Raw genomic sequence first — 24318 nt, 5'->3', positions numbered from 1 at the left:
GCACCCAAGAGCGTGAAGCAATCAAAGGATGTAGCGGCTCAAATCGGTATCGCCGGCCATCTTGCCAACAGTCTCGCGTACCCGCTCGCCATCGATGGTCAGCGTGGTGCCAGCTTTGTCCGGGGCTTCGAACGAGATGTCTTCAACAAGCTTTTCAAGCACTGTCTGCAGACGACGCGCACCAATGTTCTCGACAGTGGAATTGACCGAAACAGCGATGCTTGCGACCTCCTCGATGGCGTCGGGGGTAAATTCGAGCGTTACCCCTTCGGTCCCCATCAGCGCCACATATTGCCGGATCAGCGAATATTCGGTGTCCGATAGGATTTTGATGAAGTCCTCGCGCGTCAGCGCACGCAATTCAACGCGGATCGGCAAGCGGCCCTGAAGCTCGGGCAGAAGGTCGGACGGTTTTGAAACGTGGAAAGCGCCCGAGGCGATAAACAGGATATGGTCGGTGTTGACCGGGCCATATTTGGTGGAAATCGTCGTGCCTTCAATCAGCGGCAACAGATCGCGTTGCACGCCTTCGCGGCTCGGACCGCCGGTGACCCCACCTTCCTTGGCCGCAACCTTGTCGATTTCGTCGATAAAGACGATGCCGTGGTTTTCGACCAGTTCGATCGCCTCGATATTGATCTTGTCCTGATCAAGCAGCTTGTCGGCTTCCTGGTTGATGAGGATTTCGTAGGAATCCTTGACCTTTACAGTGCGCTTTTGGGTTTTGCCGCCGAACGCCTTGCCAAACATGTCCGAGAGATTGATCATCCCGGCGCCACCGCCAGGCATTCCGGGCATATCGAACATCGGCATGCCGGAGCTGGCGGGAACCTCGATCTCGATTTCCTTATCGTCCAGCTCGTTGTCGCGCAGCTTTTTCCTGAACGCATCCCGCGTCGATGGGGTCGCTGAATGGCCAACCAGCGCGTCGATCACGCGCTCTTCAGCGTTGAGATGAGCCTTGGCTTTGACCTCGGCGCGCTTTCTGTCCTTGAGAATGACGATCCCGGCTTCGACGAGATCGCGGATCATCTGTTCCACGTCACGGCCCACATACCCGACTTCTGTGAACTTGGTGGCTTCGACCTTGACGAAAGGCGCCTGCGCAAGCCGCGCCAGACGACGTGAAATCTCGGTCTTGCCCACGCCTGTCGGCCCGATCATCAGAATATTTTTCGGCGATACCTCGCGCCGGATATCCTCGGGCAATTGCTGACGCCGCCAACGGTTGCGCAGCGCAATGGCCACTGCGCGCTTGGCGTCGGACTGCCCGACGATATAGCGGTCGAGTTCGGAAACGATCTCGCGGGGGGAGAAACTTCTATCGGTCATTATCGGTCTTCTTTGTCCAGAAAACGCACCATCAGGTGCTCATCGATGAAGCGCCCATCGACATTGAGGGCGCGCGGCTCGGTGCCATAGGTCTGGAAGCCGAGCCGATGGTAGAGTTTGAGAGCGGCGCAATTGTCGACGGCAACGCCGAGATGAACCTGTTTGGCCACTGTCCGTGCATGGGCAATGACAGCGTCCATGAGATCGGCAGCCACACCGCAGCGCCGGCTCTCGGGGCGCACGTAAACCCCGAAAATCGTGCCGATATGGCTGGTCTTTGGCCGCTCAGACATGACAAGCCCAGCCATTCCGATCGGCTCATCATCTGCGAACGCAAGAAAGACTGCTGCGGCTTTCGTGCTCTGTGCATACCATTCGAGCGGATGGGCCCTTTCGGTTTCCGCATCCGAAGCGAAGGAAGATGGATCACCGTCCAGACCGATCAGGCGTATCGTCTGATACGCCTTGGCGTCTTCGGGGCCGATTTGGCGGATGGTAAGGCTCAATTGTCGAGCTCGAGTGTTTCAACGTTTACATCAGAATTTGTGTAAACACAGATATCGGCTGCGATTGCCATCGCCTTGCGGGCTATCTCTTCGGCGTTCTTGTCGCTGTCGCTGAGCGCGCGGGCCGCAGATAGAGCGTAATTGCCGCCTGAGCCGATCGCCGCAATGCCATCTTCGGGAGAAAGCACGTCTCCCGTTCCTGTCAGGATCAGTGAATCTGATTTGTCGACGACGATCATCATGGCTTCGAGCTTGCGCAGATACCGGTCAGTACGCCAGTCCTTGGCCAGTTCCACGCAAGCGCGCATGAGCTGACCTGGATATTGTTCGAGCTTGGCTTCGAGCCGCTCGGAAAGGGTGAAGGCGTCAGCGGTTGCGCCAGCGAAACCGGCGATGACCGAGCCGCCGGCTAACCTGCGGACCTTGCGGGCCGAGTGCTTCATGACGGTCTGGCCCAGCGAGACCTGTCCGTCGCCGGCGACCACGACCTGATTGCCCTTGCGCACTGAAACGATTGTTGTCATTTCGACCTCAAATGCCTTTTACATTAAAACGCGTGTTGGCCTTTATTTAGGATTGGCTGGGCTAAATGCAATGCAACAGGATCGGGTCGGGCTTTCCCGTCGCCGCTCAAGCTGTTAATGCAAGGCCGAATTTCCCAGGGGATGGACCCAATGCGCAAGGCAAAGCTCGATCGCAAGACCAATGAGACCGAGATCGCTGTTGCTGTCGATCTCGACGGCAGCGGCGTGCGGCAGATCGAAACCGGGGTGGGCTTTTTCGACCACATGCTCGATCAGCTTTCGCGTCACTCACTGATCGACATGGCCATTCACGCCAAGGGCGATCTGCACATCGACGACCACCACACCGTCGAGGATGTTGGCATCGCCATTGGTCAGGTGATCAAGCAAGCCCTTGGCGACAAGAAGGGTATCGTGCGTTATGGCGCGTGCGACCTTGTCATGGACGGGACCAAATCCACTGTGGCACTCGATGTCTCGGGCCGCCCCTTCCTTGTCTGGCGTGTACAGTTTTCAGCAGACAAGATCGGTACGTTCGATACCGAACTGGTTCGCGAGTTCTTTCAGGCCATCGCCATCAATGCCGGCATAACGCTGCATGCCGAAACCCATTATGGCGACAACAATCACCATATCGCCGAGAGCCTTTTCAAGGCTTTGGCGCGCGCGCTGCGTCAAGCTGTCGAAATCGACGCGCGTTCGGCCGATCAGGTGCCCTCGACCAAGGGCGTACTGTAAGATTACCCTGGGCAAAAGCCCCGTTACGGACCGGTCTCATGACCCTCTATGCAATCTATGCCAAACCCGAAAACGGCCCTGATGCCATTTTGGTCCTGCCCGAAAAGTTCAATTGGAGCGCCTTCGTTTTCGCCCCTTTCTGGGCGATTGCGCGCGGCGCTCTTGCCTATCTGGTGCTCTGGATCGTGATCGCTGGGGGCCTTTATTGGCTTTCTCCGGTGATCGGGGGCGACAGCGCGGCCCTGCTCTACGCGATTTTTGCGCTATGGACCGGCTTTGCCGCCGCGGCCATCGCCGGTCGCGCGCTGGAGGGTCGCAACTGGATCGCCAGCGGTGAAGTGGCCGCAGACAGTACAACAGCGGCTGAGCGGATATGGCTGAAACGAAATTACGGACCCCGCCCATGAGCCAAACCGTTGCGATAATCGATTATGGCGCCGGCAACCTCAAATCGGCTCAAAAGGCATTCGCCCGCGCTGCGATGGATACCCGGACCGAGGTGAGCGTCACCGCCGATGCCGATTTGGTGCGCAAGGCCGACAGGATCGTCCTGCCCGGCGTTGGCGCGTTTGCCGATTGCATGGCCGGGCTTGATGCGGTGCCTGGCATGCACGAGGTGCTCACTGAAAAGGTAATTGGCGGCAGCACGCCCTTTCTCGGCGTTTGCGTTGGCATGCAGCTTCTGGCCAGCGTCGGTCGTGAAAAGATCGAGACCAGGGGGCTTGGTTGGATCTCCGGTGCCATTGAAAAGATCCAGCCGTCCGATCCCGCACTCAAAGTGCCCCATATGGGTTGGAATACGCTTGCCGTTTCACGCCCCCACGCGTTGCTTGAGGGCATAGAAACCGGCGACGCCGGCCTGCATGCCTATTTTGTTCATTCCTATCACATGCGGGTCGAAAACCCCCGCGAAGTGATTGCCACTGCCGATTATGGCGGGCCAATCACAGCAATTGTCGGGCGCGATAATATTTTCGGCACCCAGTTCCACCCTGAAAAGAGCCAGTCGCTTGGTCTGGCTCTCATCGCAAACTTTTTGAAATGGCGCCCATGATTCTTTTTCCTGCCATCGACCTTAAAGACGGCCAGTGCGTCAGGCTAAAACTTGGCGACATGGATCAGGCCACAGTGTTTAACGATGATCCCGCAGCCCAGGCCAAAAGCTTTGAGGACCAGGGCTTCGCCTATCTCCACGTCGTCGATCTCAATGGCGCCTTTGCAGGGGAGAGCGTCAATGGTGCCGCCGTTGATGCGATCCTCGAGAGTGTCGACTTTCCAGTTCAGCTTGGCGGTGGCATCCGCACGCTGGCGCACATCGAAAGCTGGCTCGACAAAGGGCTTGCTCGTGTCATCCTTGGCACCGTCGCCGTGCGTGACCCCGAACTGGTCAAGGCCGCCTGCAAGGCGTTCCCGGGACAGGTTGCCGTTGGTATCGACGCGCGCGGTGGCAAGGTTGCAGTCGAAGGCTGGGCAGAAACTTCCGAGCTTTCGGCTATCGCGCTTGCGCAGCGGTTCGAAGGCGCCGGCGTTGCGGCCATTATTTACACCGATATCGACAGGGACGGTGTCTTGAAGGGGATCAATTGGCCCTCGACGCTGGAACTGGCCAATGCCACATCCATCCCCGTAATCGCCTCGGGCGGCTTGGCCGGGATCGAAGATATCCGCCGCATGACCGAACCGGACGCCAAAATTCTCGAGGGCGCGATTTCAGGTCGGGCGCTCTATGACGGACGCATTGATTCACGTGAAGCACTGGCGCTCCTGAAGGGCGAAGCGGCATGATGCTTAAGGCCCGGATTATCCCCTGCCTGGACATTAAGGACGGCGAGCCTGCCCGCAGCGGCGCAGCCGCGAGGACAGCAAACACCAACAAGGGGGCGGGCGTTCGATGACACTCAAGGCCCGGATTATCCCCTGCCTGGACGTTAAGGACGGTCGCGTCGTAAAGGGGGTCAACTTCGTTGATCTGGTCGACGCCGGTGATCCTGTTGAGGCTGCGATTGCGTATGACGCGGCGGGAGCGGATGAACTCTGCTTTCTTGATATCGCCGCCAGCCATGAGGGGCGCGATACGATTTTCGATGTTGTCGCCCGCACTGCCGAGCACTGCTTCATGCCGGTGACAGTGGGCGGCGGGGTGCGCTCGAACGAGGATATTCGCAAGCTCCTGCTCTCTGGCGCCGACAAGGTTTCGATCAATTCAGCAGCCGTAAACGATCCTGACTTCGTCGCGCGGGCCGCCGACAAGTTCGGCAATCAGTGCATAGTTGTTTCGGTCGATGCCAAGCGCGGCGCTTCGGGGTCGTGGGAAATTTTTACCCATGGCGGACGCAAGCCGACGGGTTTGAACGCCATCGATTTTGCCATCGGTGCAGTGGAACGTGGAGCCGGCGAGCTGTTGGTGACGTCGATGGATCGCGACGGCACGAAATCGGGGTTCGATCTTGAATTGACCCGCACCATTGCTGACGCGGTCGAGGTACCTGTCATCGCTTCTGGTGGCGTGGGTACGCTCGATCATCTCGTCGATGGCATAAACGAGGGGCACGCCACAGCAGTTCTTGCCGCCTCGATCTTTCACTTCGGCACCTTCACCATAGGCCAAGCCAAGGCGCATATGGCCGCAGCCGGTATTCCCATGCGGCTTGATTAAGCCCTATTGACCGCTTGCACCCCACCCCCGGCAATGGTTAGACGGGTGGCGGGGAGACGGAGGCACGACCCATGACATTGAGCATCGAGGCGCTTGACGCGCGATTGGCAGAGCGCGCAACGGCTTCGCCCGATCAGTCCTATACAGCCAAACTGATTGCCAAAGGCACCGCCAAATGCGCCCAGAAGCTTGGCGAGGAAGCCGTTGAAGCAGTGATCGCTGCAATGAGTGGCGATCGTGAAGAGCTGGTCAAGGAAAGCGCCGACGTAATTTATCATCTGCTTGTGCTGTTGCGGTCCGAGGGCGTGGCGCTGGCCGAAGTGTCCCAGGAGCTCGACCGGCGCACGGCACAATCCGGGCTCGACGAAAAAGCGGCGCGGTCCAGGGACTGAGAATGGCCAAGATTGCCTATACGCCCTATTTGAGCTTTACGATCGAGGAATGGGCGCGGTTGCGGGCCGACGAGCCCATGACGCTCAACCGCGAGGACATCGAGCATCTCAGGGCGCTCAACGATCCAATTTCTCTGGCCGAAGCCGAGATCGTCTATCTGCCCCTCACCCGGCTGCTCTCATTCTATGTCGAAGCCATCCAGGGTATTCATCAGGCATCGACACGATTTCTGGGGCACAATGGCGCCAAGGTTCCCTTCGTCATCGGGGTTGCCGGTTCGGTCGCCGTGGGAAAATCGACCACTGCCCGTATTCTGCGCGCCCTGCTGCGGCGTTGGCCGACATCGCCCAAGGTCGATCTCATTACCACCGACGGGTTTCTCTACCCCAACAAGGTGCTCGAAGAGCGCGGCCTGATGCAGCGCAAAGGATTTCCCGAGAGTTATGATCGCTCAGCGTTTGTGGAATTTCTCGCTGACGTCAAATCGGGCAAGCCCAAGGTCAGCGCCCCGACCTATTCCCATCTGGTCTATGACATCGTTCCAAAACAGAGAACGATTGTCGAAAGCCCAGACATCTTGATTGTCGAGGGCCTCAATATTCTCCAGCCCGGTGAACTGCCCAAGACCGGCAACCCGATAGCCTTTGCATCCGACTTCATTGATTTTTCGGTTTATATCGATGCCGATGAGGATCTGCTCGAAGCCTGGTATGTCGAGCGTTTCATGAAGCTGCGGCAAACGGCCTTTCGTGACCCCAAGAGCTTTTTTCGGCGCTTTGCCGAACTCTCCGAACTGACAGCCCAATCTACCGCCAAAACCATCTGGCAGTCGATCAACCTGCCCAATCTGCGCGAAAACATCCTGCCGACCCGTGGCCGGGCCGATCTGATTTTGAAGAAAGGTGCGGACCACTCCATTCATGAAGTGGCCCTGCGCAAAGTCTAGCGGCAGAACCTAAACGGCAATGCCCTCGCCATGGGCCAGCGCCTTGAGATCGGCGACGGGCCGCGCACCATAGTGCGAAATGACTTCCGAGGCGGCAAGACAGCCCAGCTTGAGGGCTTCTTCCATCGATTGTCCACGCGCCGTGGCCAGAAGAAAGCCCGATGCGAAGAGATCGCCAGCACCGGTAACGTCGACGACGTCGCTGACTGGGAATGCCGGGACCGAAACAATCTCGCCGTTCTTGATGGCCATGGCGCCACGCGACCCCATTGTCACCGCAGCGATTTCAGCGTCTTCGGCAAGCTGACGGACGGCGACATTGAGATCGTCGGTCTCGTACAGCGCCATCGCTTCGTCGATATTGGCGAACACGTAATCCATAGTCTTCGATTTGATCAGATCGAGAAACTCTGGGCGGAAACGGTTGACGCAGAATGGGTCGGACAGGGTAATCGCGGCGGCCCGCTCGTTCTTGTGCGCGTAGTGGGCAGCCTTGATGAAAGCCTTCTTGGCCTGCGGAGGATCCCAAAGGTAGCCTTCCATATAGGTGATGGCCGAAGCGCCGATGGTTTCCTCGACGATATCGTCTTCGGTCAGGTGCTGGCAGGCGCCCAGATAGGTGTTCATGGTGCGCTCGCCATCGGGCGTGACCAGGATCATCGACCGTGCGGTCGCCGGACCATCACGGAGATAGTCGGTATCATAGCCGATGCCCTTGGTGTCGAAATCGTCCCGAAAGATCAGGCCGAGCTCGTCTTCGGCGACTTTGCCAACGAATGCCGCACGCCCACCGAGCGCGGAAACCCCCGCTGCCGTGTTGGCAGAGCTGCCGCCGGGGATGATTGTCTTTTTTTCGGGCATCTTGGCGTAAAGGTCTGCTGAGCGATCGGCATCGATAAGATGCATGATCGATTTGCGCAGGCCCTCATCGACAAGAAATGTGTCGTCGATCGGTGTGATGACATCGACGATGGCGTTGCCGATGGTCAGGACGTCGAACCGGGTGGTCATCGGCGCTCCGCATAAACTGTCGTGGATACTGCCCTCCGCTTAATCCATAGGGCCATCCGGCGCAACAGCGCTGTGGGAAACGAGCTAAATGGTAGTCTTTGCCGGGTAGCGGCACCATTGGGCGATGATGCAGCGATAGCATTCGGGCTTGCGTGCCTTGCACACGTAGCGCCCGTGCAGGATGAGCCAGTGATGGGCGTGCAGCAGATGGTCCTTGGGCACACGCTTGAGCAGCGCAAGTTCAACGGCCAACGGGGTTTTACCCGGCGCAATCCCGGTGCGATTGCCAACGCGAAACAAATGCGTGTCGACGGCGATGGTCGGCTGGCCGAACCCGATATTGAGCACGACATTGGCCGTCTTGCGGCCAACGCCGGGCAGCGCTTCCAGGGCCTCGCGGTTGTCGGGGACTTCACTGTGGTGCCGCTCGATCAGCATCTGGCTGAGCAGGAAAACGTTTTTTGCCTTGGTGCGGTAAAGCCCGATGGTCTTGACGTGTTCGCGAATGCTGTCTTCGCCCAGCGCAACCATTTTTTCGGGCGTGTCGGCACAAGCAAACAGGGCCTTTGTCGCCTTGTTGACCCCCACATCGGTCGCCTGCGCGCTCAGAACGACAGCGACCAGCAGCGTGAAGATGTTGACGTAGTCGAGTTCGCCCTTGGGCTCGGGATCGTGAAGCGAGAAGGCTTCGAAGATCTTGTCGATTTCGGCCCGGGTCAGCGGTTTGGGCATGGTGCGGCAATATTTGATTTGATTTTAGGGTGCGAGATCTTCTTAGAATGGCCCGAAGGCCAAAAGGCAAGTCGAGATGACCCAAAGCCCCCTCTTTGCCGCATTGCTGACCCCGCACCGCTCGCTCTCGCCGCGCGCGATCCGCTGGGTCATTGCGCTGACATGCGTAATGGCCTCGATCCCCGGCATCGTCTTTTATGCGATGGGCGCCTGGCCGGTGGTCGGGTTAATGGGGCTGGACATCCTGCTGCTCTATTGGGCACTTACCGCCTCGATGCGTGACACGGAGATGTTTGAGGAAGTCACGCTTTGGCCCGACGCCCTCGACATCCGCCACGTCACCAAGAAGGGACGAGAAACCGAACATTCGTTCAACCCGTTTTTCATCCGGCTCTCGGTCGTCAGGGACAATGAGGACCGGGTAACCGCGCTCAAAATCGTCACCCGCGACAGCGAGGTCGAAATCGGCCGCTTCCTGACCCCCGATGACAAGGCGCGTTTCGCCGACGCCTTTGGCCATGCGTTAAGTCGCGCCAAGCGCTAGCTGTTGCTGCAATTTCAACCAACCTTCTCGAACAGATCGGCGAAGGGCGACAGTGTTTAGGCAATTTGATTGCCGCGGCGTGTCCCGGCATGTTCTTCTGTCGCTATGTGATTTTGCCTAGCCGTGCGGCGATCGAAAGTCACAGCAAAAGGGCGTTCAGTGTCAAAAACGGGTCGTTGGCTTTCACACTGGCCGCTATTGTGGCCTTATGAACGAGATGACAGCACTTTCCCGGCTCCCTGAAATGACCACGGCGCAGACCTATCGCACTATCGCGCGGGCCATCGAATACCTTTCCATGCCCGGGCCGGAAGCATCCGACATTGCCGGATTGGCCAACGCGCTTTCGATGAACGAGCGGCAATTGGTCGATATGTTCCGCCGCTGGTGCGGGCTGACGCCCAAGAGCTTTGCTCAGGCCGTCGCGCTCGACCATGCCCGCAAATTGCTGCGCGACAATATGAGTGTGCTCGATACGAGCTATGAACTGGGTCTTTCGGGCCCGTCCCGTTTGCACGATCTGTTCGTGACCTATGATGCGGTGCCGCCCGGGGTATATCGCGCAAAAGGGGCCGGGCTTGAGGTGAGTTGGGGCTACGCAGCCTCCCCTTTCGGGCAGGTCTGTCTGATGATCACCCAATATGGAGTGGCTGGAATTGCCTTTGCCGATGACGGCAAAGAGCAATATGCGTTTGAGGACCTGGCCAATCGCTGGCCCAACGCCCAATACACTCGTGACGACAAGGCGATTGCGCCGGTCGCTGCGCGCATCTTCGAGCCGGGCCGGTGGGATCCCGACCAGCCGGTGCGTCTCGTGATGATCGGATCGCAGTTTGAGATCAAGGTCTGGGAGACGCTTCTCAAAGTCCCGGCCGGCCGCGCAGCGACCTATGGAGATGTTGCACGGGCGGTGGGCAAGCCCAATGCAGCCCGTGCCATCGGCCGCGCCGTCGGGCGCAATCCGATTTCATTTGTCGTGCCCTGCCACCGCATCGTTGGATCGAGCGGCGCATTGACGGGCTATCATTGGGGTATCATGCGTAAGCGCGCCATATTGGGCTGGGAAGCCGGGCTGGTGAGCGCGTCCTGAGCGCCGAGTGGAACCTTCGCCCGTCTTGCGCCTTGCTCAATGGACACAGGGCGAGGGACAGTTTTCGTGGCGCGACCCATTCTCATTGGCATTGCAGCATTGGCCCTGCTCGGGCTCGTCGTGTTCTTTTCGGAACTTCTGTTGCTGATATTTGCCGGCATTTTGATTGCCGCCATTCTCGATTCAGGCGTCAAGATGTTCAGGCGCTTTCTGCCAGTGCCCCGGGTTCTGGCGCTTGTTATGACCATATTTCTGGCCATTGGCGCAATCGGGTTCGCTCTTGTCGCGGGTGGTATGACAGTGCTCAACCAGCTCGATGCCCTCAGTCGCGCCCTGGGTGAAGCTTGGCGCATCGTTGCCGATCAGCTCAACGATTGGGGCATTCCGGTGCTGCGTACATTCAATCTCGAAGACATCTGGGAACGCCTGCCCGAACCACAAACCATCTTTGGCGGGGCCGGCGCCGTGCTGGGAACGGGATTTGGCATGATCTCAAATGTCCTGATCGTCTCTTTGATCGGGATATTTCTCGCAGCCGATCCGGCGCGCTACCGCGACGGGTTGGTGATCTTCGCGCCAGTCGCCTATCGCGCGCGCTTGCGCGACGTTCTGGACAGGGCCGGCCGCACGCTTCAGCGCTGGCTGGTCGGGCAATTGGCGCTCATGCTGATCGTGGGCGTCGCGACGACTGTGGTGCTGTTGGTTGTCGGTTTCGATTTCGCCTTGTCGCTGGGGATCATCGCCGGGGTGCTCAATTTCATCCCGTTCATGGGCCCGATCCTGGCCTTCGTACCGATCGGTCTGGCCATGATCGGCCAGGATCTGACGACCGTCGTGATCGTGCTGACGGGCTATACGTTCATCCAGCAAATGGATGCCAATTTGCTTTCCCCTCTCGTGCAGGATCGGGTCGTACATCTGCCACCGGCGCTCACAGTGGCATTCCTGTTGCTTATGGGGGTTATATTCGGGCCGATCGGCGTGGCCCTGGCCACGCCGTTGCTTGCTGCGCTCAGGGTGCTGGCCCTGGAGCTTTATGTCGGCGACTTTCTCGGCGATCCTGAAAACCGCTAGTGCGTCCTAGATTTCTTCGGTGGAAACCCGGTTCCCCTCGCCATCGATGCCGTAGATGATTGGCGCGCCGGTGCCGATTTCACGTTTCAGGATTGCCTCTTCATCAAGCCCTTCGAGCGCCATGACGAGCGCCCGCAGTGAATTGCCATGCGCTGTGACCAGCACTGTTTTTCCGGCTTTGACCTGGGGTTCGATTTCCGCTTGGTAGTAGGGCAGGACCCGGGCTGCCGTGTCCTTGAGGCTCTCGCCGCCCGGCGGTGGAACATCGTAAGAGCGGCGCCAGATATGGACCTGTTCTTCACCCCATTTTTCGCGTGCGTCGTCCTTGTTGAGCCCGGCGAGGTCGCCGTAATCGCGTTCGTTGAGCTTGTGATTGCGCACTATTGTGAGGTCGGTGATCTCCATTTCCTCGAGCATGAGATCGAGGGTGCGCTGGGCCCGACTCAGCGCCGAAGTGAAATAGGCGTCGGGTACTGTGCCTCTGGCCTTGAGCGCCTGCCCGGCCTTTCGTGCTTCATCGACGCCCTGATCGGTCAGGTCCGGGTTGCGCCAGCCGGTGAACAGATTTTTCAGATTCCATTCGCTCTGGCCGTGGCGGACAAGGATCAGCGTTCCGGTCATGATGTCTCCCTTTGGTGTCGATGAGAAAAACTAGAGGCCGAGCACGTCGGCCATTGAATAAAGGCCTGCAGGCTGCTTGGCAGCCCACAAGACTGCCTTGAGCGCACCATCGGCGAATAATGTTCGGTCACGCGCCGAATGCGAAAGGGTAATGGTTTCGCCCATCGCCGAAAAGAGCACCGAATGGTCTCCCACAATGCCGCCGCCGCGCAATGTCGCAAATCCGATGGCGCCCGGTTCTCGTGCTCCGGTGTGTCCGTCGCGCACCCGCACCGAATGGTCGGAGAGATCGATCCCGCGCCCTTGCGCGGCCGCCTCGCCCAAGAGCAGCGCGGTGCCTGAAGGAGCATCGACCTTGTGGCGATGGTGCATTTCGAGCACCTCGATGTCGAAATCGGTGTCGAGGCTGGCCGCCGCCCGCTTGACCAGCGCGGCAAGCAAGGTCACCCCCAGGCTCATATTGCCCGATTTGACGATACGGGCCCCCTCTGCGCCGGCGCGGGCAATGGCTGCATCATCATCGGGTGTACATCCGGTCGTGCCGATGATGTGAATGAGTTTGCGCTCAGCTGCCCGACGGGCCAGAGCGACGCTCAATTGCGGCGCTGTGAAATCGATCACGGCATCGACATGGTCGACAATATCAAGCGGGCTGTTGCCAATGGCGATGTCCAGGGGATCAATCCCGGCCAGGCTGCCGGCGTCTTTGCCCACAACGCTCGAATTGTCCCGGTCCGCAGCGGCGGCAAGCGTCATGCCGGCATGGGCCGCGACAGCACGGATAACGGTCTGTCCCATACGCCCGCCGGCGCCGACAACCCCGATCTTGAGTGCCATAATCTTATCCTCTCAGGTCGTCTGCATTTCAGCGATCACTGCCTGCGCACTCTGGCGCGGGCTGGGCGCGGCAATGATCGGGCGCGCCACCACGAGATGGGATGCCCCAGCCGCCAGCGCTTCGCTGGGCGTCATCACCCGTTTCTGGTCGCCCTTTTCTGAACCGGCAGGCCGGATGCCGGGCGTGACGACGGCCATATCCGGGCCGACGATATCGCGCACGCTTCTGGCTTCAAACGCCGAGGCAACGACACCGCCCATGCCAGCTTCTCGCGCCTGCCGCGCCCGGCGCGCTACAAGGTCGTCAACGGACATGCCATAACCGGCTTCATCGAGATCGGCTTGATCCATCGAGGTCAAAACGCTCACCCCGAGAAGGCACAGCGAAGAGCCTTGGGCTGCCTTGACCGCAGCGGCCATCGCCTTGGGATAGGCATGGAGCGTGAGCATTGTGGCGCCGGTGTCGGCAATGGCCGCGACGCCTTTTGCGACCGTGTTGTCTATATCGAGAAGCTTGAGATCGAAGAACACGCGCTTTCCTGCCTTGAGCAGTTCCTTGCCCACGATCAGCCCATCACCGCCGTAAAACAGCTGATAGCCGATCTTGTAGAAATCGACGGTATCGCCAAGCTTGGAAATCATGTCCTCGGCTTCACCGCGCGTTGCGACGTCGAGCCCGACAATCAGGTCACCGGCCATAACATGTCTCCGCATCTGTGATGTGTGACGGCTCGATGCCATGAGTTGCGCGTGAGCGCAAGCTTGAGACCGTCAAATCCCGCCGCGCGAAAAATGGGTGAGCTCTTTCACCATCTGGTCAATTTTGCCATCGACCGCTTTTTCGGCCACAGACCCATCCTCGGCAAATGCGCTCGATGCCGGGCCGACGCCGAGCAAGGTCGGGACGACAAGCGCGCCGATCTTGGACAAGGAATCGCGCAGATGGCTCTGCGCCCATATTGTGCCGTAGCGCCCCGAGGATACCCCGCCAATCCCGAACACAGCATGGCGGAATGGAGACGGCTTTTGCCGCGACAGCCAGGCAATGGTGTTGACGATGAGCGGGGGCAGCCCGCCATTATATTCTGGCGTGGCGATGAAGACGATGTCATGGGAGCGAAACAGGTCCGCCAGCTGCCCGGCGGCGTGTGGGACATTGTCGGGTTCGAGATCCTCGTTAAAGATCGGCATCTCGAAATCGGCGAGCGAAATCGTGCTGACCGCCACCCCCGCCGCCCGGAGCCGCGCATCCATCGCATGCTGCAATTGCTTGTTCAGCGAGCCGGTGCGGATCGAGCCCGATAGGGTAAGGGCAGTGGTCATTGTCGTCTCCAGTTCCATCTCGGCAGTAAAGCGGCGCGTTCAGTTCGCCGCAAGCCCATCAAAGAGAAAGCCCCTCACCGATGGCAAGGGGCTTTTAACATGCGAGCTGTTGGCCTTAGCCGAACATCGTCTTGAGTTTGTCGAAAAATCCTTCCGAGCCGGGCGAGGTGTCTCGGTTCGAAAGCGTTTCGAACTCTTCGAGCAGTTCGCGTTGGCGCTTGGAGAGTTTTTGCGGCGTTTCCACATCGAGCTGGACATAGAGGTCGCCAACCTGGCTGGCGCGCAGCACCGGCATGCCCTTGCCCTTGAGGCGCACCCGTTGACCGGGCTGGGTGCCCTCGCCGACTTTGACCTTGGCCCGTCCGCCTTCAAGCGTAGGCACTTCAAATTCACCGCCTAGAGCTGCGGTGATCATCGAAATGGGCACTTTTGCATAAAGGTCGGCACCGTCGCGCTGGAAAAGCTGATGGGGTTTGACCGAAACAAAAATATAGAGATCGCCTGCTGGCCCGCCGCGCAGTCCCGCTTCGCCTTCTCCGCCCAACCGGATGCGTGTGCCGTCCTCGATCCCTTTAGGAACGTCGACCGAGAGCGTGCGCGATGTTTGCCTGCGGCCCTGGCCATGGCAATCGGTACACGGCTGATCCATGGTTTCACCGCGCCCATGACATTGGGGGCAGGTCTGCTGGATGGTAAAGAACCCCTGTGCTGCGCGCACTTTGCCGTGTCCGCCGCACATGCGGCAGGTGGAAAACCCGGTACCGGGCTTGGCGCCCGACCCGTCGCAGGTTTCACAACCAATAAGGCTCGGCACATCGATATCGACAGTGGTGCCCGCAAAAGCGTCTTCGAGGGTGATTTCGAGATTGTAGCGCAGATCCGAGCCGCGCTGGCGGCCGTCGCGCTGGCGCTGGCGCGAAGCCCCGCCCATGAATTCCCCGAAGATGTCTTCGAAGATATCGGACATCGAAGATGAGAAATCATTGCCGAAACCTTGGGCGCCACCGCCGCCGCCATTGAATGCGGCGTGGCCGAAACGGTCATAGGCCGCCCGCTTCTGGGGGTCCTTGAGCGTGTCGTAGGCTTCGGAGACTTCCTTGAACTTGTGCTCGGCCTCTGTATCGCCCGGATTGCGGTCCGGGTGGTACTGCATGGCCAGCTTGCGATAGGCGGATTTGAGCCCCGCGGCGTCGCAGGACTTTTCGACCCCGAGCACGGAATAGAAATCGGCTTTGCTCATGAGCTTAGAATTTCCCCTTGTCGCGGCAGGGGCAGAATATGGACGGATGCAAGATCATCTCTTGTGCCAAACCAACCGTTCTTGTGTTGAGCGTCTCGGTGCCGACATCACGTCGGGAACCGGTTGCGCATTAGGTAGTCACGCTTGTCGCCTGTTACCATAGCCGGCCGCAAAATGGATAGTCTTTGCGCGTGTCCGGCAGGCACGACTGCTGATTCACGTGAAACTGGTGCCTGCAAAAGACAGTGCCGCCCGAAGGCGGCACTGATTGAGTCTCAAGGCGAAAGGCTTACGCCGACTTCTTGTCGTCGTCGTCCTTGACCTCTTCGAAGTCGGCATCGACAACGTCGTCCTCGGCCTGGGCGTCACCCGCGGCAGCGGCTTCGGCTTCGTCCTGTGAGGCTTTGTACATGGCTTCGCCAAGCTTCATGGAAGCCTGAGCCAGTGCAGCTGCCTTTTCCTTGATCACTTCCGGGTCGTCGCCCTCGAGTGCCGTCCGTGTATCGGCGATGGCTGTCTCGATCTCGGTCTTGATCTCGGCCGAAACCTTGTCGCCATGCTCTTTGAGCGAAGACTCGGTCGAATGCACGAGGCTTTCGGCCTGATTCTTGGCTTCGACGACTTCGCGGCGCTTCTTGTCGGTTTCCGCGTTCGTTTCGGCGTCCTTGACCATCTGTTCGATGTCGGCGTCCGAAAGACCACCCGAGGCCTGGATGCGGATCACCTGTTCCTTACCGGTGCCCTTGTCCTTGGCCGAGACATTAACGATGCCGTTGGCGTCAATATCGAAGGTCACCTCGATCTGGGGTACGCCGCGCGGAGCCGAGGGGATACCGACCAGATCAAACTGGCCGAGCATCTTGTTATCGGCAGCCATTTCACGCTCACCCTGGAAGACCCGGATGGTCACCGCTGACTGATTGTCTTCAGCCGTCGAGAACACCTGGCTCTTTTTGGTCGGGATCGTCGTGTTGCGGTCGATCAGCCGTGTGAACACGCCACCAAGCGTTTCGATGCCAAGCGAGAGCGGGGTCACGTCGAGCAGCAGCACGTCTTTGACGTCGCCCTGCAGAACACCCGCCTGAATGGCGGCACCCATGGCAACCACTTCGTCAGGGTTCACGCCCTTGTGGGGTTCCTTGCCAAAGAAGTTCTTAACTTCTTCCTGCACCTTGGGCATGCGGGTCATGCCGCCCACCAGAACGACTTCGTCGATCTCGGCGGCCGAAATGCCGGCATCTTTTAGGGCTGCGCGGCAAGGCTCGATTGTGCGCTTGACGAGATCTTCGACAATTGCCTCGAACTTGGCGCGGGTCAGCTTGAGCTGCAAATGCTTGGGCCCCGAGGCGTCTGCTGTGATGAACGGCAGATTGACCTCGGTCTGGCTTGCAGACGAGAGCTCGATCTTGGCCTTTTCCGCAGCTTCCTTGAGGCGCTGCAGGGCAAGCTTGTCGCCACGCAGGTCAATGCCCTGCTCTTTCTTGAACTCGTCAGCAAGGTAATCGACAAGACGCATGTCGAAATCTTCACCGCCAAGGAAGGTATCGCCATTGGTGGATTTGACTTCGAAAACACCGTCGCCGATTTCCAGGATCGAGATATCGAAAGTGCCGCCGCCAAGGTCATAAACGGCGATCGTGCCCGATTCGCGCTTTTCAAGCCCGTAGGCAAGCGCAGCGGCAGTCGGCTCGTTGATGATGCGGAGCACTTCGAGACCGGCGATCTTGCCGGCATCTTTGGTCGCCTGGCGCTGGCTGTCGTTGAAGTAGGCCGGAACCGTGATGACCGCCTGGGTCACCTGTTCGCCGAGATAGCTCTCTGCGGTTTCCTTCATCTTGCCAAGGATCATGGCCGACACTTCGGATGGCGAGGACGGCTTGCCGTTCGCTTCTACCCACGCATCGCCATTGTCGCCCTTGACGATCTTGTAAGGCACAAGGCCCTTGTCTTTGGTCACCATCGGATCTTCGAACCGGCGCCCGATCAGGCGCTTGACGGCGAACAGGGTGCCTTCGGGGTTGGTGACGGCCTGGCGCTTGGCCGGCTGGCCGACAAGACGTTCACCATCATTGGAGAAAGCCACCATGGACGGCGTTGTACGCGCGCCTTCGGCGTTCTCGATCACTTTTGGAGTTTTACCGTCCATGACGGCAACGCACGAATTGGTCGTGCCCAGGTCAATTCCGATTACTTTTCCCATTCCGAAACCTCATTTCTCGAGCGAGTCCCAAAAATTTGGCCCTGACCCCTCAACGCGCCCATTCACGTTGCGGCATCGCATTGATCGGTCGGTGCCGGACCCCTCTGGGGGATGGATTTTCGCCCGGTTTCCCGGGCTTGCTGGCTATATAAGGAGGGGGGGTGGGCCCTTCAAGCTTACCCCCCGCTTTGCGTGAATTTTTGTCAGGCCGATTTGTCCAGGCCCTCGCCCGGTTCCGCGTCGGTTTTCGGGGTCGGCTTGTTGCCGCCCTTGGCCACACCCACCATGGCCGGGCGCAATACGCGCTCGCCAATGGCGTAGCCGGTCTGGACCACCTGAACCACAGTGCCCTCGGGGACGCTGGGGTCCGGTACTTCGAACATGGCCTGATGGCGGTGGGGATCGAATTTCTCGCCTTCTGCCACGATCGGGGTCACGCCGTTCTTTTGCAAGAGGCGCTGCATTTCGCGCTCGGTCATCTCGATCCCTTCGATAAGGGATTTAAGTGTGCCGTCGGCGGTTTCGCGCAGCTCGGCTGGAATGACCATCAAAGCACGCGAAAGATTGTCGGTGGCCACAAGCATGTCTCGGGCAAATCCGGCGATGGCGTATGAGCGGGTGTCGGCGATTTCGCGCTCTGTGCGCTTGCGCAGATTGTCCATCTCGGCTGCTGTGCGCAGGACCTGGTCGCGGAGCTGTTCTTTTTCGGCTTCGAGTTCGGCAATGCGATCGTCCGGCGTCGGAACGTCGGAAGCGGCTGCCGCCTCTTCGGCCTGCTGGCGCGGATCGATGTCGTCGTTCGGCTCTGGCGTCGTGTTGTCGTCGCTCATCATTGCTCTTTCAACGATTGGGGAAATTAAGGTTGGCTGCCATATCGGCCAAGGGGGCGAATTTTTCAAGCCTCATGGCGAAAAGCCGCAGAAACGAAATACCAAAGCTAGCCTTTGCGTGAAATCAGCTTCGAGACCACATGCGCTGTATAATCGACCACTGGTACGATGCGCGCATAGTTGAGGCGGGTCGGCCCGATCACCCCAAGAACGCCCACCACCTTGTCGTTGGCATCCTTGTAGGGCGAAAGCACGACCGAGGAACCCGACAGTGAAAACAGCTTGTTTTCCGATCCGATAAATATCCGGACACCCTGCGCCGATTCCGCATCGCTCAGGAGATCGATCAAACCCTGCTTGGTCTCGATCTCGTCGAACAATTGCCGCACCCGCGCCAGATCTTCAGACGCCATTGTGTCATCGATCAAATTGGCACGACCGCGCACGATCAATGTGGGAGCCGATGTGTCCGCTTCGATCATCGAAGCAAGTCCTGAATCCACAAGCCGCTGGGCGATTGTATCGAGCTCTGCCCGCTGGCTCTCGGACTGGCGGCGGATCGAATCGCGTGCCTGTTGCAGCGTCTTGCCCACAATGTGATGGGCGAGAAAATTGGATGCCTGGGTCAATGCGCTTGCTGTCAGGCCCGGCGGCAGGGCGATAATGCGGTTTTCAACCTGTCCGTCCTGCCCCACTAGAATTGCCATGGCCCGTTCCGGGTCAAGCCGGACAAATTCGACATGCTTGAGAACCATGTCGGCCTTGGCGGCAATCACCATGCCCGCGCCGTGCGACAGCCCCGAAAGCAGCGCACTGGCTTCGTTCAGCAGGTCCTCGACACGGCCCGTCCGCCCACCGCCTGAAATATTGCGCGAGATCTGGTCGCGTTCGGTCTCGTCCATGGCGCCGACTTCAAGCATGGCGTCGACAAAAAACCGCAAACCTTCCTGGGTCGGCGCGCGGCCCGCCGATGTATGCGGCGCCGCAATCAGACCAAGCTCTTCAAGGTCCGCCATGACGTTGCGCACCGAGGCCGGTGATAACTGCATGTCGAGCATTTTCGAGATGGCCCGTGAGCCGATTGGCTCGCCGGTCTCGAGATAGCGCTCGACGAGTCGGCGGAAAATGTCCTGGCTGCGTGTGGAAAGCGCTTCCAAAAAGTCAGACGAATTGATCGTATTTCTGTCCATTTTTACCATTCTGGGACGCTGTCGAAAAATGCGATTGGCATTTCATTGTCGACCGCGTGGCCACTTAATCGCAATCAGGCAAGGACTTAGCGCCATATTCGAAGGTTGCGCGCCCTTTTTTGCCGACGATTGCCATTAACTAAGTAGGAGAAAAGCGGGTGGCCGCCAAGAGAGGCGCGCTTGTTCGCGCCTTCTTGAAAGGTTAAGAGGCTGGTAACCATATCAGCAAACAGACCTTAGGATTGAGAATTCATGCGGCCAAGCGGACGGGCAAGCGATCAGATGCGCGATGTAACCATCGAGAGGGGCGTCGCGCCGCAAGCGGAGGGGTCGTGCCTCGTCTCGTTCGGTCGTACCCGAGTCTTGTGCACGGCCAGCGTCGAAACCTCGTTGCCGCCCTGGCGCCGTGGTCAGGGTCTTGGTTGGGTGACCGCCGAATACGGAATGTTGCCGCGCGCCACAGGGTCGCGCACCCGCCGCGAAGCGACAGCCGGCAAGCAATCGGGCCGCACCCAGGAAATCCAGCGCCTGATCGGGCGCTCGCTGCGTGCCGTCGTCGACATGCAGGCTCTGGGCGAAAACCAGATCATTCTCGATTGTGATGTGATCGAAGCCGATGGCGGCACCCGCACAGCATCGATCACCGGGGCGTTCGTGGCGCTCTCCGAAGCGATCGGCTGGATGAAGGAGCGCTCGCTGCTCAAGGGCGATCCGATCCGCGACAATGTCGCCGCTGTCTCGTGCGGCGTCTATCGTGGCACCCCGGTTCTCGATCTCGATTATCTCGAAGACAGTGAAGCCGACACCGATGCCAATTTCGTTCTGACCGGATCGGGAAAGTTCGTCGAAATCCAGGGCACTGCGGAAGCCGAACCCTTTTCGGCCGAAGAACTGGCCGATTTGATCGGACTGGCGCAAAAAGGCATTTCCGAACTCGTTCTCATGCAGCGCGCAGCGCTTGAGGCCGGCGCATGACCATCAGGCTCAAACGCGGCGATCGGCTGGTTCTGGCCACCCACAACGATGGCAAGCTGGCAGAATTTCAGGACATGCTGTCCGATTTCGGCCTCGATATCGTTTCGGCGGGCGCGCTCGGCCTGCCCGAACCCGAAGAAACCGGAACCACTTTTGCTGAAAACGCCCGGCTGAAGGCGCATGCTGCCGCCAAGGCGACCGGCGAGATCGCCCTGTCCGATGATTCAGGCATTTCGGTCGATGCGCTCGATGGCCAGCCCGGTGTCTACACAGCCGACTGGGCGGGCGTGCCGCGCAATTTCACCAATGCCATGCAAAAGGTTCAGGATTTGCTCGTCGAAAAGGGTGCAACCGAACCCCACCAGCGCAAGGCTCAGTTTAACGCTGTGCTGTGCCTTGCCTTGCCCGATGGCACCGACATGCTGTTTGAGGGCATCGCCCCCGGCACGCTGGTCTGGCCGCCGATCGGGACGTCCGGGCATGGATATGATCCGATGTTCCAGCCCGATGGGCATGACAAGACATTCGGGCAGATGACGGCTGAAGAAAAACACGCATGGGCCCCCGGCAAGGAGGGGCTCTCCCACCGCGCTCGCGCCTTTGCAAAATTCGTGAAGGAAGCCCTTTGAGCGCTAACACTGCATTCGGGGTCTATGTCCATTGGCCGTTTTGCGCGGCCAAGTGCCCCTATTGCGACTTTAACTCCCATGTCCATCACGGCAAGTTCGACGAAGACAGCTTCGTTACCGCCTATGTGAAGGAAATCGAGACGACGGCGCGCCGGGCACCCGAGCGGCTCGTTGAATCGATCTTTTTCGGCGGTGGCACGCCTTCGCTGATGAAGCCGGCATCGGTGGGCACGATTCTCGATGCGATCGCCAAGAACTGGCAGATTGCCGACAGGGTCGAGGTCACCCTTGAGGCCAATCCCACATCGGTCGAGGCCGACCGCTTTCGCGGTTATCGCGCTGCTGGCGTCAACCGTGTTTCACTTGGCGTGCAATCGCTCCGTCCCGAGCCTCTGGCCCGGCTTGGTCGGCTGCATTCCGTCGAAGATGCGATGGCCGCTGTACGGCTTGCCCAGTCGATCTTTGATCGGTCGAGTTTCGATATCATTTATGCACGCCCCGACCAGACATTGGGCCAATGGGAAGAAGAGCTGACCGAGGCGTTGGCGCTCTCTGAGGGCCATCTTTCTCTCTACCAGCTCACCATTGAATCGGGTACGCGCTATTTCGACCTGTTCAACGCCGGAAAGCTGAAAATGCCATCCGAGGATCTCTCGGCCGATATGTTTGAAATGACTCAGGATCTAACGGCGTCTTACGGCCTGCCGGCCTATGAAATTTCCAACCATGCCCGGCCAGGGCAGGAAAGCCGCCATAACATGATCTATTGGCGCTATGGTGAATATGCAGGTATTGGCCCGGGCGCCCATGGCCGGCTGATCATGGGCGGTGCGCGCCACGCGACCGCGGCGGAAAAAATGCCGTTCAAATGGTGGGAAAAAGTCATTGAGACCGGCGACGGCCTGATCACTGACGATACGCTGACCTGGGACGAAGAGGGTGACGAATATCTGGTTATGGGCCTGCGCCTGCGCGAGGGTATAGATCCGTCGCGCTATCAGGCTCTGGCCCGGCGCGCGCTCACAGCAACCCAGATCGATTTTCTCAGATCCATAGGCTTTATCGAAACCTTGCCCAATGGCCGTTTGCGGGTGACCGACAAGGGCTGGCCGGTGCTTGATGCGGTGGTGGCCGACCTGGCGGCGTGATGTCAGCTGGCCGCGACAGCGCGTTCGAGAAATATGTCCACATCGTCTTCCCCGACCTGGGCAAAGCCGTAGCGGTCATAAAAACGCCGGGCGTCCGAGCCGCGCAAAACGGTCAGTCTTACGATTTTTTGAGCTGCATCGGCCTCTTTTAGAAGCCGTTGCAGCACGGCACTACCCAAGCCCGCCCCTTGCCATTCGGGGGTAAGGTAAAAGTGTTCGAGAACCAGTCTGTCGTCGCAAGGGCCGAGCGCGACACATCCGGCAAGGCTTTTCTCAATCACGATCAACCGCGTAAATTGCGGGCGGAACCGTGCCTCAAAGTAGAGGCGGTTGCGCTCTGGATCGAAGCGGCCCACAGCGTCCAGACTGTCGCGCATCACAGTGAGGCGAAGATCGGCGAGCCGATCGAAATCGCCAAGACTGGCCGGTTCGAATCGAAAATCAACGCTCAATTGGTCACCGGAATTCCGCTGCCGGTGGAATAGCGCCGCCGCGCGCGCTGGAACCAGGAGAAGACAGGGGCAATCCCACAAGACGGGCGGCTTCAATCGTGGTTGCACCGCCCTGCCCGATTTGGCGCATGACCAGGCCATATTCACCGCGTCCATCGAAATGAAGACGGAATGGACCATCCTGGCCCTGAAATCCAACCGGAGAGTGCAGTCCAGTGCCATAAGGCGGTGTGGCGCGGCTCAGGCTGCCCGTGTTGGCCAGCTGCACAGCTGAATAGGCCAGTGTCGTAAGCTGATGGGGCGCAGTGCCGAATCGGGATCGATAGACCGACGTCAGACTGGCCAAACCCGACGGGTCGATGGCGGGATAGACGGCGCCGGCCAGATAGGGCTGGTTGAGGATGGCATTGTCGCCGTCCCAATCGGCCGACCCGATGATCAACACCCGCTCTCGCGGCAGTCTTGCGGCGTCCAGCAAGATGCCGAAACTGGCCGCCGTGGCACTGTCGGGAATATAGAGCGTATCGACGAGATTTGTGCGCATGGCGGGCGCCAGTCGCTCGACAGCGGCGCGGGCCTGCGCTTCGTCGGCAAACATTTCGATGCCGGTGATTGCCATTCCTGCTTCTCCGGCAGCCAGACGAAGGGCATCGGCTTGGGCGTTGCCCAGCGGCGTGTCGGGAATGATTGCAGCAATGGTGGTGCGCCGCTGCGCTCTTGCATAGCTCAGCGCGCGCATGATTTCGGCTTCGGGAAGAACGCTGAGCAGATACACACCGTCGGTTGCAATGCTCGCCGTCGAGGAAAACCCGATTAGCGGGATGTCGTAGGATTTGGCAATGGCTCCGGCCAGCCCCACAGCATCGGCGGTCAACGGGCCGAGAATCAATTGCGCACCCTCGGACAGCGCCTGCTGGGTCGCAATCCTGGCGGTTTGGGCGCTGCTCCCGCTATCCTTGATAACCAGATGAATGTTCTGGCCCCCGTTGCGTGTGGCTTCGTCCATCGCCAGCTTTGCCCCGTTGACCATGGCGCGTCCTACAGCGCCTGACGGCCCGCCAAGCGGCAAAATCATCGCCACTCGGACCGGGCCGGTGCCAATGATCTCGCCCTGCGCTGGCGCCAGTTGAACGCCTGAGGTCTGGCTGGGCTGCACGCGTGCTGGTCCCTCAAAACCGGTCTGCGTTGGCGAGCATGCGGTAAGTGCAAGCACAACCATCATGCCAGACAGCGCTTTCATCCAAATGTGCGGCAACCGGCGCTCCTGTTTTCATTGCCTGGTGGACGGACGATCCGCGTGCGAGATGTGCACGGTTCAGTTCTCTCG

Annotated in this window: 28 protein-coding genes; 13 read left to right on the top strand and 15 right to left on the bottom strand. The window is 59.4% G+C overall.

The window, feature by feature from the left end; all coding sequences use genetic code 11:
- Positions 1-21: 21 nt before the first annotated feature.
- The 3 genes from hslU to hslV are packed head-to-tail and all read right to left on the bottom strand — an operon-like array spanning position 22 to position 2362.
- Entirely contained in the window at positions 22-1332 is a 1311-nt protein-coding gene (hslU, locus tag ACN0TA_RS01320) for an ATP-dependent protease ATPase subunit HslU (protein WP_417579028.1), read from the bottom strand.
- Entirely contained in the window at positions 1332-1838 is a 507-nt protein-coding gene (locus tag ACN0TA_RS01315; RefSeq protein ID WP_417579026.1) for a GNAT family N-acetyltransferase, read from the bottom strand. The genes hslU and ACN0TA_RS01315 overlap by 1 nt, the downstream gene beginning before the upstream one ends.
- The gene (hslV, locus tag ACN0TA_RS01310; RefSeq protein ID WP_417579024.1) at positions 1835-2362 is read right to left on the bottom strand and encodes an ATP-dependent protease subunit HslV; all 528 of its coding nucleotides are present in this window, start codon (positions 2360-2362) and stop codon (positions 1835-1837) included. The genes ACN0TA_RS01315 and hslV overlap by 4 nt, the downstream gene beginning before the upstream one ends.
- 141 nt (positions 2363-2503) lie before the next feature.
- Here hslV and hisB point away from each other — a divergent pair, with 141 nt between their 5' ends.
- From hisB to coaA, 7 genes are all read left to right on the top strand, one after another.
- Entirely contained in the window at positions 2504-3100 is a 597-nt protein-coding gene (gene hisB, locus ACN0TA_RS01305; protein ID WP_417579022.1) for an imidazoleglycerol-phosphate dehydratase HisB, read from the top strand.
- A gap of 38 nt (positions 3101-3138) precedes the next feature.
- Positions 3139-3507, top strand: a complete 369-nt coding sequence (locus ACN0TA_RS01300; protein WP_417579020.1) for a hypothetical protein — start codon at positions 3139-3141, stop codon at positions 3505-3507.
- A complete protein-coding gene (hisH, locus tag ACN0TA_RS01295; protein WP_417579018.1) occupies positions 3504-4154 on the top strand; it encodes an imidazole glycerol phosphate synthase subunit HisH in 651 nt (216 codons plus the stop codon). The genes ACN0TA_RS01300 and hisH overlap by 4 nt, the downstream gene beginning before the upstream one ends.
- Positions 4151-4885: a 1-(5-phosphoribosyl)-5-[(5-phosphoribosylamino)methylideneamino]imidazole-4-carboxamide isomerase gene (gene hisA, locus ACN0TA_RS01290; protein WP_417579016.1), complete on the top strand. Its 735-nt coding sequence runs from the start codon at positions 4151-4153 to the stop codon at positions 4883-4885. Before hisH ends, hisA begins: the two co-directional genes overlap by 4 nt.
- Before the next feature lie 106 nt (positions 4886-4991).
- On the top strand, positions 4992-5756 hold the full coding sequence (hisF, locus tag ACN0TA_RS01285) for an imidazole glycerol phosphate synthase subunit HisF (RefSeq protein WP_417579014.1): 765 nt from the start codon (positions 4992-4994) through the stop codon (positions 5754-5756).
- A gap of 71 nt (positions 5757-5827) precedes the next feature.
- Positions 5828-6148: a phosphoribosyl-ATP diphosphatase gene (locus ACN0TA_RS01280; RefSeq protein WP_417579012.1), complete on the top strand. Its 321-nt coding sequence runs from the start codon at positions 5828-5830 to the stop codon at positions 6146-6148.
- 2 nt (positions 6149-6150) lie between these two features.
- Positions 6151-7095 carry a type I pantothenate kinase gene (gene coaA, locus ACN0TA_RS01275; protein WP_417579010.1) on the top strand — a complete coding sequence of 315 codons (945 nt, stop codon included), beginning with the start codon at positions 6151-6153 and terminating at the stop codon, positions 7093-7095.
- Between the two features lie 9 nt (positions 7096-7104).
- On the opposite strand, the gene ACN0TA_RS01270 is transcribed toward coaA, so the two are convergent.
- Entirely contained in the window at positions 7105-8106 is a 1002-nt protein-coding gene (locus ACN0TA_RS01270; RefSeq protein WP_417579008.1) for an adenosine kinase, read from the bottom strand.
- Positions 8107-8190: 84 nt separating this feature from the next.
- Positions 8191-8838: an endonuclease III gene (gene nth / locus ACN0TA_RS01265; protein ID WP_417579006.1), complete on the bottom strand. Its 648-nt coding sequence runs from the start codon at positions 8836-8838 to the stop codon at positions 8191-8193.
- 76 nt (positions 8839-8914) lie between these two features.
- Here nth and ACN0TA_RS01260 point away from each other — a divergent pair, with 76 nt between their 5' ends.
- From ACN0TA_RS01260 to ACN0TA_RS01250, 3 genes are all read left to right on the top strand, one after another.
- Positions 8915-9382 carry a DUF2244 domain-containing protein gene (locus tag ACN0TA_RS01260; RefSeq protein WP_417579004.1) on the top strand — a complete coding sequence of 156 codons (468 nt, stop codon included), beginning with the start codon at positions 8915-8917 and terminating at the stop codon, positions 9380-9382.
- A 208-nt stretch (positions 9383-9590) separates the two neighbouring features.
- Positions 9591-10472, top strand: a complete 882-nt coding sequence (locus ACN0TA_RS01255) for a methylated-DNA--[protein]-cysteine S-methyltransferase (protein ID WP_417579002.1) — start codon at positions 9591-9593, stop codon at positions 10470-10472.
- Positions 10473-10538: 66 nt separating this feature from the next.
- Positions 10539-11546, top strand: a complete 1008-nt coding sequence (locus ACN0TA_RS01250; RefSeq protein ID WP_417579000.1) for an AI-2E family transporter — start codon at positions 10539-10541, stop codon at positions 11544-11546.
- 6 nt (positions 11547-11552) lie between these two features.
- Here ACN0TA_RS01250 and ACN0TA_RS01245 read toward each other — a convergent pair whose 3' ends face one another.
- The 8 genes from ACN0TA_RS01245 to hrcA form a co-directional block, all read right to left on the bottom strand.
- Complete coding sequence (locus tag ACN0TA_RS01245; RefSeq protein ID WP_417578998.1) at positions 11553-12167, bottom strand: 2,3-bisphosphoglycerate-dependent phosphoglycerate mutase; 615 nt, start codon at positions 12165-12167, stop codon at positions 11553-11555.
- 30 nt (positions 12168-12197) lie between these two features.
- Positions 12198-13004, bottom strand: a complete 807-nt coding sequence (dapB, locus tag ACN0TA_RS01240; protein ID WP_417578996.1) for a 4-hydroxy-tetrahydrodipicolinate reductase — start codon at positions 13002-13004, stop codon at positions 12198-12200.
- 12 nt (positions 13005-13016) lie between these two features.
- Entirely contained in the window at positions 13017-13703 is a 687-nt protein-coding gene (pyrF, locus tag ACN0TA_RS01235; protein WP_417578994.1) for an orotidine-5'-phosphate decarboxylase, read from the bottom strand.
- 72 nt (positions 13704-13775) lie between these two features.
- Positions 13776-14327 carry an NADPH-dependent FMN reductase gene (locus ACN0TA_RS01230; protein ID WP_417578992.1) on the bottom strand — a complete coding sequence of 184 codons (552 nt, stop codon included), beginning with the start codon at positions 14325-14327 and terminating at the stop codon, positions 13776-13778.
- 115 nt (positions 14328-14442) lie between these two features.
- Positions 14443-15567, bottom strand: coding sequence for a molecular chaperone DnaJ (gene dnaJ / locus ACN0TA_RS01225; RefSeq protein ID WP_417578990.1), 1125 nt, complete (start codon positions 15565-15567; stop codon positions 14443-14445).
- Between the two features lie 289 nt (positions 15568-15856).
- Positions 15857-17767, bottom strand: a complete 1911-nt coding sequence (gene dnaK / locus ACN0TA_RS01220) for a molecular chaperone DnaK (protein WP_417578988.1) — start codon at positions 17765-17767, stop codon at positions 15857-15859.
- 203 nt (positions 17768-17970) lie between these two features.
- Positions 17971-18597 (bottom strand): nucleotide exchange factor GrpE, encoded by a 627-nt coding sequence (gene grpE, locus ACN0TA_RS01215; protein WP_417578986.1) that lies wholly within the window; start codon positions 18595-18597, stop codon positions 17971-17973.
- A gap of 107 nt (positions 18598-18704) precedes the next feature.
- Complete coding sequence (gene hrcA, locus ACN0TA_RS01210; protein ID WP_417578984.1) at positions 18705-19787, bottom strand: heat-inducible transcriptional repressor HrcA; 1083 nt, start codon at positions 19785-19787, stop codon at positions 18705-18707.
- A gap of 252 nt (positions 19788-20039) precedes the next feature.
- On the opposite strand from hrcA, the gene rph reads away from it, so the two are divergent.
- Genes rph through hemW form a run of 3 tightly spaced genes read left to right on the top strand, consistent with a single transcriptional unit; the run spans position 20040 to position 22539 of the window.
- Positions 20040-20762: a ribonuclease PH gene (gene rph / locus ACN0TA_RS01205; RefSeq protein WP_417578982.1), complete on the top strand. Its 723-nt coding sequence runs from the start codon at positions 20040-20042 to the stop codon at positions 20760-20762.
- Between the two features lie 2 nt (positions 20763-20764).
- Positions 20765-21391, top strand: coding sequence for an RdgB/HAM1 family non-canonical purine NTP pyrophosphatase (gene rdgB, locus ACN0TA_RS01200; RefSeq protein WP_417582015.1), 627 nt, complete (start codon positions 20765-20767; stop codon positions 21389-21391).
- Positions 21388-22539, top strand: coding sequence for a radical SAM family heme chaperone HemW (gene hemW / locus ACN0TA_RS01195; protein ID WP_417578980.1), 1152 nt, complete (start codon positions 21388-21390; stop codon positions 22537-22539). The genes rdgB and hemW overlap by 4 nt, the downstream gene beginning before the upstream one ends.
- Positions 22540-22541: 2 nt before the next feature.
- Here hemW and ACN0TA_RS01190 read toward each other — a convergent pair whose 3' ends face one another.
- Both ACN0TA_RS01190 and ACN0TA_RS01185 read right to left on the bottom strand, forming a co-directional pair.
- A complete protein-coding gene (locus ACN0TA_RS01190; RefSeq protein WP_417578978.1) occupies positions 22542-22991 on the bottom strand; it encodes a GNAT family N-acetyltransferase in 450 nt (149 codons plus the stop codon).
- Between the two features lie 4 nt (positions 22992-22995).
- Positions 22996-24246 carry a penicillin-binding protein activator gene (locus tag ACN0TA_RS01185; RefSeq protein ID WP_417578976.1) on the bottom strand — a complete coding sequence of 417 codons (1251 nt, stop codon included), beginning with the start codon at positions 24244-24246 and terminating at the stop codon, positions 22996-22998.
- Positions 24247-24318: the final 72 nt, after the last annotated feature.

It is taken from the genome of Pelagibacterium sp. (assembly GCF_048264985.1).
GTDB lineage: Bacteria > Pseudomonadota > Alphaproteobacteria > Rhizobiales > Devosiaceae > Pelagibacterium.
The sequence above is the reverse complement of the archived record's forward strand: the minus strand, read 5'-3'. Positions and strand labels throughout refer to the sequence as shown.

Excerpts from the sequence above, each read along its gene's own strand:
- hslU (WP_417579028.1), bottom strand. The coding sequence starts at position 1,332 with ATGACCGATAGAAGTTTCTCCCCCCGCGAGATCGTTTCCGAACTCGAC.
- hslV (WP_417579024.1), bottom strand. The coding sequence starts at position 2,362 with ATGACAACAATCGTTTCAGTGCGCAAGGGCAATCAGGTCGTGGTCGCC.
- hisB (WP_417579022.1), top strand. The coding sequence starts at position 2,504 with ATGGACCCAATGCGCAAGGCAAAGCTCGATCGCAAGACCAATGAGACC.
- ACN0TA_RS01300 (WP_417579020.1), top strand. The coding sequence starts at position 3,139 with ATGACCCTCTATGCAATCTATGCCAAACCCGAAAACGGCCCTGATGCC.
- hisH (WP_417579018.1), top strand. The coding sequence starts at position 3,504 with ATGAGCCAAACCGTTGCGATAATCGATTATGGCGCCGGCAACCTCAAA.
- hisA (WP_417579016.1), top strand. The coding sequence starts at position 4,151 with ATGATTCTTTTTCCTGCCATCGACCTTAAAGACGGCCAGTGCGTCAGG.
- hisF (WP_417579014.1), top strand. The coding sequence starts at position 4,992 with ATGACACTCAAGGCCCGGATTATCCCCTGCCTGGACGTTAAGGACGGT.
- ACN0TA_RS01280 (WP_417579012.1), top strand. The coding sequence starts at position 5,828 with ATGACATTGAGCATCGAGGCGCTTGACGCGCGATTGGCAGAGCGCGCA.
- coaA (WP_417579010.1), top strand. The coding sequence starts at position 6,151 with ATGGCCAAGATTGCCTATACGCCCTATTTGAGCTTTACGATCGAGGAA.
- ACN0TA_RS01270 (WP_417579008.1), bottom strand. The coding sequence starts at position 8,106 with ATGACCACCCGGTTCGACGTCCTGACCATCGGCAACGCCATCGTCGAT.
- nth (WP_417579006.1), bottom strand. The coding sequence starts at position 8,838 with ATGCCCAAACCGCTGACCCGGGCCGAAATCGACAAGATCTTCGAAGCC.
- ACN0TA_RS01260 (WP_417579004.1), top strand. The coding sequence starts at position 8,915 with ATGACCCAAAGCCCCCTCTTTGCCGCATTGCTGACCCCGCACCGCTCG.
- ACN0TA_RS01255 (WP_417579002.1), top strand. The coding sequence starts at position 9,591 with ATGAACGAGATGACAGCACTTTCCCGGCTCCCTGAAATGACCACGGCG.
- ACN0TA_RS01245 (WP_417578998.1), bottom strand. The coding sequence starts at position 12,167 with ATGACCGGAACGCTGATCCTTGTCCGCCACGGCCAGAGCGAATGGAAT.
- dapB (WP_417578996.1), bottom strand. The coding sequence starts at position 13,004 with ATGGCACTCAAGATCGGGGTTGTCGGCGCCGGCGGGCGTATGGGACAG.
- pyrF (WP_417578994.1), bottom strand. The coding sequence starts at position 13,703 with ATGGCCGGTGACCTGATTGTCGGGCTCGACGTCGCAACGCGCGGTGAA.
- ACN0TA_RS01230 (WP_417578992.1), bottom strand. The coding sequence starts at position 14,327 with ATGACCACTGCCCTTACCCTATCGGGCTCGATCCGCACCGGCTCGCTG.
- dnaJ (WP_417578990.1), bottom strand. The coding sequence starts at position 15,567 with ATGAGCAAAGCCGATTTCTATTCCGTGCTCGGGGTCGAAAAGTCCTGC.
- dnaK (WP_417578988.1), bottom strand. The coding sequence starts at position 17,767 with ATGGGAAAAGTAATCGGAATTGACCTGGGCACGACCAATTCGTGCGTT.
- grpE (WP_417578986.1), bottom strand. The coding sequence starts at position 18,597 with ATGAGCGACGACAACACGACGCCAGAGCCGAACGACGACATCGATCCG.
- hrcA (WP_417578984.1), bottom strand. The coding sequence starts at position 19,787 with ATGGACAGAAATACGATCAATTCGTCTGACTTTTTGGAAGCGCTTTCC.
- rph (WP_417578982.1), top strand. The coding sequence starts at position 20,040 with ATGCGGCCAAGCGGACGGGCAAGCGATCAGATGCGCGATGTAACCATC.